Source organism: Allobosea sp., assembly GCF_030694325.1.
GTDB lineage: Bacteria > Pseudomonadota > Alphaproteobacteria > Rhizobiales > Beijerinckiaceae > Allobosea.
Genome location: NZ_JAUXYO010000069.1, coordinates 1 through 9463 on the forward strand (window position 1 = coordinate 1; position 9463 = coordinate 9463).

At 69.2% G+C, this 9463-nt stretch carries 9 protein-coding genes and 1 riboswitch; of the genes, 7 read left to right on the plus strand and 2 right to left on the minus strand.

Annotated elements, in window-relative coordinates:
- The 6 genes from Q8M82_RS03825 to Q8M82_RS03850 form a co-directional block, all read left to right on the plus strand.
- The coding region (locus Q8M82_RS03825; protein ID WP_305690054.1) for an OmpA family protein at nt 1-1095 on the plus strand (1095 nt) is incomplete at its 5' end.
- A 141-nt stretch (nt 1096-1236) separates the two neighbouring features.
- Nucleotides 1237-1518: a hypothetical protein gene (locus tag Q8M82_RS03830; RefSeq protein ID WP_305690055.1), complete on the plus strand. Its 282-nt coding sequence runs from the start codon at nt 1237-1239 to the stop codon at nt 1516-1518.
- A 75-nt stretch (nt 1519-1593) separates the two neighbouring features.
- Complete coding sequence (locus Q8M82_RS03835; protein WP_305690056.1) at nt 1594-1791, plus strand: hypothetical protein; 198 nt, start codon at nt 1594-1596, stop codon at nt 1789-1791.
- A 36-nt stretch (nt 1792-1827) separates the two neighbouring features.
- Nucleotides 1828-1932, plus strand: a riboswitch (TPP riboswitch).
- Between the two features lie 77 nt (nt 1933-2009).
- Nucleotides 2010-3866: a phosphomethylpyrimidine synthase ThiC gene (thiC, locus tag Q8M82_RS03840; protein ID WP_305690057.1), complete on the plus strand. Its 1857-nt coding sequence runs from the start codon at nt 2010-2012 to the stop codon at nt 3864-3866.
- Nucleotides 3867-3956: 90 nt separating this feature from the next.
- Complete coding sequence (locus tag Q8M82_RS03845) at nt 3957-4697, plus strand: M48 family metallopeptidase (protein WP_305690058.1); 741 nt, start codon at nt 3957-3959, stop codon at nt 4695-4697.
- A 198-nt stretch (nt 4698-4895) separates the two neighbouring features.
- On the plus strand, nt 4896-6092 hold the full coding sequence (locus tag Q8M82_RS03850; RefSeq protein ID WP_305690059.1) for a multidrug effflux MFS transporter: 1197 nt from the start codon (nt 4896-4898) through the stop codon (nt 6090-6092).
- Between the two features lie 174 nt (nt 6093-6266).
- Here the strand turns inward: Q8M82_RS03850 and Q8M82_RS03855 are convergent, their stop codons facing one another.
- Complete coding sequence (locus Q8M82_RS03855; protein ID WP_305690060.1) at nt 6267-8363, minus strand: transglycosylase domain-containing protein; 2097 nt, start codon at nt 8361-8363, stop codon at nt 6267-6269.
- Between the two features lie 305 nt (nt 8364-8668).
- On the opposite strand from Q8M82_RS03855, the gene Q8M82_RS03860 reads away from it, so the two are divergent.
- Nucleotides 8669-9070: a DoxX family protein gene (locus Q8M82_RS03860; protein WP_305690061.1), complete on the plus strand. Its 402-nt coding sequence runs from the start codon at nt 8669-8671 to the stop codon at nt 9068-9070.
- A gap of 84 nt (nt 9071-9154) precedes the next feature.
- Here the strand turns inward: Q8M82_RS03860 and trxA are convergent.
- On the minus strand, nt 9155-9463 hold a 309-nt coding region (gene trxA / locus Q8M82_RS03865; RefSeq protein WP_305690062.1), incomplete at its 5' end, for a thioredoxin.

A 9463-nucleotide genomic window follows, 5' to 3' on the forward strand; every position in this document is an offset into this window, starting at 1 on the left:
GCCGCTCCGGCCACCCCACCGGCGCCCTCCGCTCCCGCGCTGCGTGACGGCCAGACCCAGGCCGCCCCGCCGACCGGACCCGGCGTGCCGGGTCAGGCCACCGACCCGCGCCAGGGCCGCCGCAGCGGCAGCGGTCTCGGCGGCGCGGCCGCCATCGGCCTCGGCGCCGGCGTCCTCGGCGGCATCATGGCGACGCAGGGGGCCGAGCGGCTGGAGGATGTCCGCGGCCGCCGCGAGGAGCGGCGCGAGGGCGACGTCACCATCATCCGTGAGCCCGGCCGGACGATCATCCGCGACGACGACCGCACGATCATCCGCCGCGACGAGACGCAGCGCTTCCGCGAACTCGGGCTCGAGGCCCGCACCGAGCGGCGCGGTGACGAGAACCGCACGATCTTCGAACGGCCCGACGGCACGCGGATCGTCACCATCACCGACGAGGAGGGCCGCCTGATCCGTCGCACGCGGCTCGACCGCGAGGGCAGGGAGGTCGTGATCATCGACAACACCCGCCGCGACCGGCCGCGCGACCGCTTCTCGGACGAGATCGTGGTGTTGGAGCGGCCTGCTCTGCGCATCCCGCGCGAGCGCTACATCGTCGATGCCGAGCAAGCCGATGAAGATCTCATCTACGAGACGATCGTCGCGCCGCCGCTCGGGCCGATCCCGCGTCGCTACACCCTCGACGAGGTCCGCTACTCGCCGGATCTGCGCGCCCAGATGCGCAGCGTCGATATCGACACCGTGACCTTCGCCACGGGCTCCTGGGACGTGGCGCCCGGTCAGGCGCAGCGACTGTCGATCATCGCCGACTCGATCCGCCGCGCACTGCAGCGCTCGCCCAACGAGGTCTTCCTGGTCGAGGGGCATACCGATGCTGTCGGCTCCGACATCGACAATCTGTCGCTCTCGGACCGGCGCGCCCAGTCGGTCGCGGAGATCCTGACCCGCGACTTCGGCGTGCCGCCGGAAAACCTGACGACGCAAGGCTATGGCGAGCAGTATCTCAAGGTGAACACGCAGGACGCTGCGCGCGAGAATCGTCGCGTCACCTTGCGGCGGATCACTCCGCTGCTGGCGGGGCAGGGCGGCTGACAGGGCCGGTCTCCAGCCGAAGCCGACGAAGGCCGCCGCAAGGCGGCCTTCTTGCGTTCCGCCGGAACTTGCGCGCGGTCGCGTCGTTTCCTTCGCGACGGGCCCGCTCGAGGCCGCAGAGCGAATGCAGGGAGACCATCGATGCAGTTTCGAAACAGCTTTGCAGCCGGCCTCATCCTCGCTGCCGCGACGGTCGCGCCACTTGCGGCAAACGCCCAGAGCATGATGCTCGCGCCGTTGCCGCCGCCGCGCCCCTTCGATCTCGCCGTTGCCGCGCCGACCCTGGACCCCGACGCGGCGCTGCGCAGCAGTGTGGAGGTCCGTCACCGCGTCGATCGCCAACAGATCGTGATGCAGAGGGCGGACCGCGATGTGCCGATGCCGCGGGCGGTGCCCTCGATCATGGCGCCCGTGCAGCGCTGAGAGCGCGGCAACCGACGCGTTTGATTCACGATCGCTCAACCTCCTGCGCCTATGGCTCTCGCAGGAGGCGCCCTCATGAGTGATTCCCTCGCCATCGCGCAGAGCTTCGCCGCCATGCAGGCGGCCTCGACGCAGCAGGCGCTGCAGACCGAGATGCTGCGCCAGCAGACCCAAAGCGACCAGGCCATCGTCGCCCTGCTCCAGCAGAGCGCCGATCAGATGCAGGCGACGCTCCCGGCCGGGCAGGGCCAGGCTGTCGATATCACCGCCTGAGCCGTTGCGCATCGCCGCCCACTCGCCTAACCTCGATCCCGTTCCGAGGGGTGCCCGCAAGGGCTGAGACGGCTTCCTGAGCCGAACCCATCGAACCTGATCCGGGTCATACCGGCGGAGGGACTGGAACGCGGCGCAAGCCCGCCTTGCAACCGCATCACAGCGCTTGAACCGCTTTCGACGCCGGATCTCCTGACCTCAAAGGTGGAGATCCTAGAATGCCTTCCCAACAGACCAGAACCTTCGGCGCCCCGACCGGCGTCACCACCGGACCGATCACCGGTTCGCGCAAGATCTATGTCCCGAGCCCGCAGGATGCAGCGATCCGCGTGCCCTTTCGCGAAGTGTCGCTGAGCACCGAGGCCGAGCCTCCGGTGCGCCTCTATGACCCGTCCGGCCCCTACACCGAGACCGACGCGGTGATCGACCTGAATGCGGGCCTGCCGCAGATCAGGCGCGCCTGGCTCGACCGGCGCGGCTTCGAGACGATTGCGGGCCGGGAGGTGACACCCGCCGACAATGGCCATGCCGCTCCCGCCCAGAGCGTGCCGTCCTGCCCGGCGCAGCGCCCGGTGCTGCGGGCGCAGCCCGGCCGGCCGGCGACGCAATACGAGTTCGCGAAGGCCGGCATCGTCACGCCCGAAATGATCTATGTCGCGCATCGCGAGAACCTCGGGCGCGCCGCGATGCTGGAGGGGGCGAAGGAGCGCCGAGCCGATGGCGAGAGCTTCGGCGCGAGCCTGCCGGAGTTCGTCACGCCGGAATTCGTGCGCAGCGAAATCGCGCGCGGTCGGGCCATCATCCCGGCCAACATCAACCATCCCGAGCTGGAGCCGATGGCGATCGGGCGCAACTTCCTGGTCAAGATCAACGCCAATATCGGCAACTCGGCCGTCACCTCCGGCGCGGCCGAGGAGGTCGAGAAGCTGGTCTGGGCGATCCGCTGGGGCGCCGACACGGTGATGGACCTCTCCACCGGCCGCAACATCCACGCCATCCGCTCCTGGATCCTTAGAAATGCGCCCGTCCCGATCGGCACGGTGCCGATCTACCAGGCGCTGGAGAAGGTCGGCGGCGACCCGGTCAAGCTCGACTGGGAGGTGTTCAAGGACACGCTGATCGAGCAGGCCGAGCAGGGCGTCGACTACTTCACCATCCATGCCGGCGTGCGCCTGCCTTACGTCCCGCTGACGGCCAGCCGCGTCACCGGCATCGTCTCGCGTGGCGGCTCGATCATGGCGCGCTGGTGCCTGGCCCATCACAGGGAGAGCTTCCTCTACGAGCGTTTCGACGAGATCTGCGAGATCATGCGGGCCTATGACGTCTCGTTCTCGCTCGGCGACGGGCTGCGCCCGGGCTCGATCGCCGACGCCAATGACCGCGCCCAGTTCGCCGAGCTGGAGACCCTGGGGGAACTCACCAACGTCGCCTGGGACAAAGGCTGCCAGGTGATGATCGAGGGCCCCGGCCATGTGCCGATGCACAAGATCAAGGAGAACATGGACAAGCAGCTGCGCGAATGCGGCGAGGCGCCCTTCTACACGCTGGGACCGCTGACGACCGACATCGCGCCCGGCTACGACCACATCACCTCCGGCATCGGGGCGGCGATGATCGGTTGGTATGGCTGCGCCATGCTCTGCTACGTCACGCCGAAGGAGCATCTCGGCCTGCCCGACCGCGACGACGTCAAGACCGGCGTCGTCACCTACAAGATCGCCGCCCATGCCGCCGATCTCGCCAAGGGGCATCCGGCGGCGAAGATACGGGACGACGCGCTCTCCCGCGCCCGCTTCGATTTCCGCTGGGAGGACCAGTTCAATCTGGGGCTCGATCCCGACACGGCGCGTGCCTATCATGACGAGACGCTACCCAAGGACGCTCACAAGGTCGCGCATTTCTGCTCGATGTGCGGGCCGAAATTCTGCTCGATGAAGATCACGCAGGATCTGCGGGCGGAGGTTCTGGCGATGGACGACACGCAGCGCGCGGCGCTCGACCGGGCGGCGGGCATGGCCGGCAAGGCGCAGGAATTCCGCGACCGCGGCGCCAGCCTCTATCTGCCGGCGGAGTAGCTCCTCCGGCCACGATCCTCCCGAGGGGAGGGGGCGCGACGGCGTGTGCCCCCTTCCGGAACGGCCGCGAATCCCGCACAATCGCGGGCGATGCGGCTCTCCCTCTTCAAGCGCAAGCCCGATCCCGAGCGGATCGAGGTCTCCCATGCCGGGGTGCTCTATCCCGTGCAGATCAGGCGGCGGGCGAGCGCGCGGCGGATGACGCTGCGCGTCTCGCAGGCCAGCGGTGAGATCACGCTGACGCTGCCGGAGCGGGCCGATTTTTCCGCGGGCCGGCTCTTCGCCGAGAACCACGGCGGCTGGATCGCGGCCCGCCTCGCCAAGCGCCCCCAGCTCATTCCCTTCGAGCCCGGCGCGACGATTCCCTTTCGCGGCACGCCCCATCGCATCGTCCACTGGAGCAAGGCCCGCGGGCTCACCCGGGCCACGGCCGACCAGGACGGAGCGCCGATCCTCGCGGTCGCCGGCGAGAGCGCCCATGTGCCGCGGCGCATCAAGGATTTCCTGCGCCGCGCCGCGCTGGACGATCTCGAGGCGGCGGTCGCCCGGCATACGGCCGCGCTCGGCATCCCCGCCCGCCGGATCACGATCCGCGACACCACCAGCCGCTGGGGCTCCTGCTCCTCGCAGGGGCACCTGAATTTCTCCTGGCGGCTGATCCTGGCCCCGCCATTGGTGCTGGACTATCTCGCCGCCCACGAGGTCGCCCATCTCAAGGAGATGAACCACTCGCACCGCTTCTGGGCGCTGACCCACAAGCTCTGCCCGCGCACGGAGGAGGCGGAGGCCTGGCTCAAGCGCCATGGCGCGGGTTTGCATGCCTATGGGTAGCCTCGACAGCCCTTGGCGCGGAGCCTAGAGGGGCTGCTCGATCTGTGGAACGACCTCGTCATCCCGGCCGAAGCGAAGCGGAGCGCCGGGATCCATCCTAGAGTGCAGCCATTGCTTTACGATGGATCCCGGAGCGACGCGGCTGGCGCCGCTTGTCCGGGATGACGCGGTGTTTCCGAGGCAAAACAGGCTACCCGCATGAAACTCCGCCCCGATACGCTGGCGATGACCGCCGTGCTCGCCATGCTGACGGCGCTGGGCCCGCTCTCGACCGATTTCTACCTGCCCTCGCTGCCCGATATCGTCCGCGTCATGGAGACCGACGTGGCCGGCGCGCAGGCGACGCTGTCGGCCTTCCTGTTCGGGTTCGCGGCCGGGCAGATCCTCTGGGGGCCGCTCTCCGACCGGCTCGGCCGCCGCCCGGTCCTGCTGACGGGGCTCGCCCTCTTCACCCTCGCGACTTTGGCCTGCGCGCTGGCGCCGTCGATCGAGGCGCTGACCGCGGCCCGCGCCATCCAGGCACTAGGGGCCTCCGGGCCGATCGTGCTCGGTCGCGCCATGGTGCGCGATCTCTATGAGGGGCCGCGCGCCGGCCGCGAACTGGCCCGCATGGGCATGATCATGGGGCTCGTGCCCGCAGTCGCGCCGGTTCTGGGCGGCGTGCTCCAGCAGGCCTTCGGCTGGCGCTCGACCTTCGTCGCCTCGCTCGCCTTCGCCGCGGTGCTCGCCGCCGTGGTCGGGTTCCTCCTGCCGGAGACCCTGAAGGTCCGCTCGCGCGAGCCTTTGTCCCTGCTCGCCATCATCCGCGGTTTTGGGACGCTGCTGCAGAACCGCGCCTACCGCGTCTATGTCGGGCTGACGGCGCTGGCCTATGGCGGGCTCTTCGCCTTCATCTCGGGCTCCTCCTTCGTGCTGATCGGCATCCATGGCCTGACGCCGGCACAGTACGGCCTGTCCTTCGGCTTCGGCGTGCTCGGCTTCATCCTCGGCACGATCCTGGCCCAGCGCCTGGTCGGGCGCCGCGGCATGGACGGGGTCATCGGGCTGGGCGTGCTCTGCCTCGCCGGCGGTGGGCTCGCCATGCTGCTCTGCGTGCTCACCGGCTTCGCGGGACCCTTTGGCGTGATCGTGCCGATGGCGCTCTATGCCTGCGGCGTCGGGCTGACCATGCCGCAGGCCCAGGCCTCGGCGATGATGCCGTTCCCGGACCGCGCGGGCGCCGCCTCCTCCTTCACCGGGCTCTGCCAGATGCTGTTTTCGGCCTGCATCGGGCTGCTCGTCGGCCAGGCCCTGAAGAGCGGCGCACTGCCGCTGCCGCTGGTGATGTCGGCGATCGGCGTCGCCGCGCTCATCCTGTTCAGGGCGAGCGCCGCGATCCGCACCGCCAAGGCCTGATCGCGCCGTCATTCCGGGGCTTCGCGCAGCGAAGAGCCCGGCACCCATAACCGCGGATCGGGCAGGAGGAGGCGATCTGTTGCCGCGTCCTTTTCGGAACCGGTCGGCGGTTATGGGTTCCGGGCTCGCCCTGCGGGCGCCCCGGAAAGACGGTGAGGTTCTGGAGGCACGTCTTCAGCCGCCGAAGAGCCGCTCCAGGAAGTTCTTCTCCTGCGGTGCCGGCGGCACCCAGGCGCGGTCGCTGTCGGCGGTCTGCGTGTTGGCGGGCGGGCGCGTGCTGGCGACCGGCGCGCCGCCGTCGAAGATCGAGCGCGGGGTGCCCTGCCAGAGGCCGCCGGGCAGCGGCGCGGGCTGCAGACCGGCATGGGCCGCCTTCATGTACCTGCCCCAGATCTCGGCGGGGAGCCCGCTGCCGGCGACGCGCTTCATTGCGCTGTTGTCGTCGTTTCCGAGCCAGACCGAGGTCACGAGCCTTGCCGTGTAGCCGACGAACCAGGCGTCGCGGAAATCCTGCGTGGTGCCGGATTTGCCGCCGACCTCCCAGCCGGAGATGTTGGCCTTGGCACCGGTGCCGCTGACCATCACCTGGTTCAGCATGGCGTTCATCATCGACAGGGGCTGGGGCTGGATCACCGGGCCGAAGCTCGCCGCCTTTCGGGCATAGATCACCTTCCCGGCCGAGGATTTCACCTCCCGGATGACGTAGGGCAGCACGCTCTGGCCGCCATTGGCGAAGGTCGCATAGGCCGCCGTCAGCTCGACCGGCGTCACCTCGGAGGTGCCGAGAGCGAGCGAGAGATTGGGCTGCAATGCGGAGTTGATGCCGAGCCGCTGGGCGGTGCGGATCACCTCGCGCGGCGTCACCTCGCTGATCAGCCGCGCCGCGATCGTGTTCAGCGAATGCGCCAGCGCGGTCTGGAGCGTGACCGGCCCGCGATAGCTGCGCGAGTAGTTCTCCGGCTCCCAGCCCTTGAACGAGACCGGGCTGTCGTCACGGATCGTGTCGGGCGTCAGGCCCTTTTCCAGCGCCGCGAGATAGACGAAGGGCTTGAAGGCCGAGCCCGGCTGGCGCTTGGCCGCGGTGGCGCGGTTGAACTGGCTCTTGGTGTAGTCGCGCCCGCCGATCAGCGCCCGGATGCCGCCGTCGCTCGCCATCGAGACGACCGCGCCCTGGCTCACCCCCTGCTTGGCGCCCTGCGCCGCCAGCGCCTCGACCAGGATGGTCTCGGCCGAGGACTGCAGCTTGGTGTCGATCGTGGTCAGCACGGTGACGTCGCCATCGACCGCGCCGATGAAATCGTCGAGCACGTCCATCACATAGTCGGCGGCGTAGTTCACCGAGCCCGCGCCGATGCGCTCGGTGGCTTCCGCCGGGGCGACGAGCGCCGTCTTGGCGGCGTTCTGCGAGATCAGCCCCTGGTCGGCCATCGCGGCGATGACGAGCTGGGCGCGCTTCTCGGCCGCTTCCGGATTGCGGTTGGGGGCCAGACGCGACGGCGCCTGGACCAGGCCCGCCAGCATCGCGGCCTCCGCGATCGTCACCGAGCGCGCCGACTTGTTGAAATAGCGCTGCGCCGCCGCCTCGACGCCATAGGCGCCCGAGCCGAAATAAACGCGGTTGAGGTAGAGCTCGAGGATCTGGTCCTTGCTGTAGGTCCGCTCCAGCCAGAGCGCCAGGATCGCCTCCTGGATCTTGCGCGCCGCCGTGCGCTCCTGCGTCAGGAAGAGGTTCTTGGCGAGTTGCTGGGTCAGCGTCGAGCCGCCCTGCACGCCTCCCGCGCGGCGCAGATTGTTGACCATCGCCCGCGTCAGCCCGATCGGGTCGATGCCGAAATGCTCGTAGAAGCGCCGGTCCTCGATCGCCACGAAGGCCTTGGGCAGATAGGGCGGCACCTCGCCGATGGTCACGGTGCGCCCGCCGGTCTCGCCGCGATTGGCCAGCAGCGAGCCGTCGGCGGCCAGGATCGCGATGTTGGGCGGCCGCTTCGGTACGGTGAGCTGGTTGATCGGCGGCAGTTGCGCGGCGTGATAGGCGACGAGCCCGCCGAGGAAGGACCGCCCGCGCCGGCCGCGCCGCCGGCCGCCACCGCCACCACCGCTGCGCTTGTCGCGTCGCGCCGGCTGGCGCGCCTCGTTGCGCGGCGCGGCGCGGTGGCCACGAACGGGACGGTCGTCGTCGGAAAGGCGCATGTCGAAATCGTCGCGGCTTTCGCCCCGCCCTGGTTCGAAGGAGGGCTCGCGCCGCTCGGCCCGTTTCGTCCGGTCGTTCATCCTGCCCCGTCACGCCGAAGGCCGCCGGAGGTCACGGCCGGCCGGATGCTCACACAGGAGTTAAACATGGCGCTTTTAAGGGGTGGTTAAGCCTGCAAGGCCTTCCAGACAGGCCTTGCGTCGCGGGAACGTGAAGATGTTGCAAAGCCGCAAGCATCCCCTGGCGGCCACTGTGCCTTGCCGAGCCTGCGACAATCCGTCATCACCGCTCGAAAAATCGGCGGGACTGGAAATGCCCCGGGCCACCCGACCGCGTCGCGGATGGCCCGTCCGACCTCAAAATCCCGTACTGGAAAGAGAAACCCATGTCTTCCCTCGATTCCGTCAAGCGCTTCGACCCCTACTTCCTTGCATTGCTGCGGATCTTCACGGCGCTGAGCTTCATCTCCCACGGCACCCAGAAGCTCCTCGCCTTCCCGGCTGCGCCCGCCTGGGGCATGCCGGCCGCCTTCTCGCTGCCCTGGATCGCGGGCGTGCTGGAGATCGTTGGCGGCGCGCTGGTTCTGGTCGGCTTCCTGACCCGCCCAACCGCTTTCCTGCTGTCGGGCCTGATGGCCGTCGCCTACTGGATGGCCCATGGCTCGAAGGGCTTCTATCCGATCCTGAACGGCGGCGAGGCTGCCATGCTGTTCTGCTTCATCTTCCTCTACCTCTTCGCCGCCGGCCCGGGCGCCTTCAGCGTCGACGGCCTGCGTCGCCGCGCCTGACAGGCAAGGCGGGGCATCGCCCCATGAGAAAGGCCCGCCATCCGGAAGGATGGCGGGCCTTTTGTCGTTCGGACGGATGCCGGCTCAGACGGCGCCGGCGATCCAGCGCGAGAGGTCGCTCTTCGGCGCGGCGCCGACCTTCTGGGAGGCCAGCTTGCCGTCCTTGAACAGCATCAGGGTCGGGATCGAGCGGATGCCGAACTGGGCCGGGATCGCCTGGTTCTCGTCGACGTTCATCTTCACGATCTTGACCTTGCCGTCCATTTCGCCGGCGATCTCCTCGAGCGCCGGGCCGATCATGCGGCAGGGGCCGCACCATTCCGCCCAGAAATCGACAACCACCGGCTCGGAGGATTTGAGGACGTCGGCCTCGAAGCTCGCATCGGTCACCTT

Coding starts and splice junctions, on each gene's coding strand:
- Q8M82_RS03830 (WP_305690055.1), top strand. CDS start 1,237: ATGCAGTTTCGAAACAGCTTTGCAGCCGGCCTCATCCTCGCTGCCGCG.
- Q8M82_RS03835 (WP_305690056.1), top strand. CDS start 1,594: ATGAGTGATTCCCTCGCCATCGCGCAGAGCTTCGCCGCCATGCAGGCG.
- thiC (WP_305690057.1), top strand. CDS start 2,010: ATGCCTTCCCAACAGACCAGAACCTTCGGCGCCCCGACCGGCGTCACC.
- Q8M82_RS03845 (WP_305690058.1), top strand. CDS start 3,957: ATGCGGCTCTCCCTCTTCAAGCGCAAGCCCGATCCCGAGCGGATCGAG.
- Q8M82_RS03850 (WP_305690059.1), top strand. CDS start 4,896: ATGAAACTCCGCCCCGATACGCTGGCGATGACCGCCGTGCTCGCCATG.
- Q8M82_RS03855 (WP_305690060.1), bottom strand. CDS start 8,363: ATGAACGACCGGACGAAACGGGCCGAGCGGCGCGAGCCCTCCTTCGAA.
- Q8M82_RS03860 (WP_305690061.1), top strand. CDS start 8,669: ATGTCTTCCCTCGATTCCGTCAAGCGCTTCGACCCCTACTTCCTTGCA.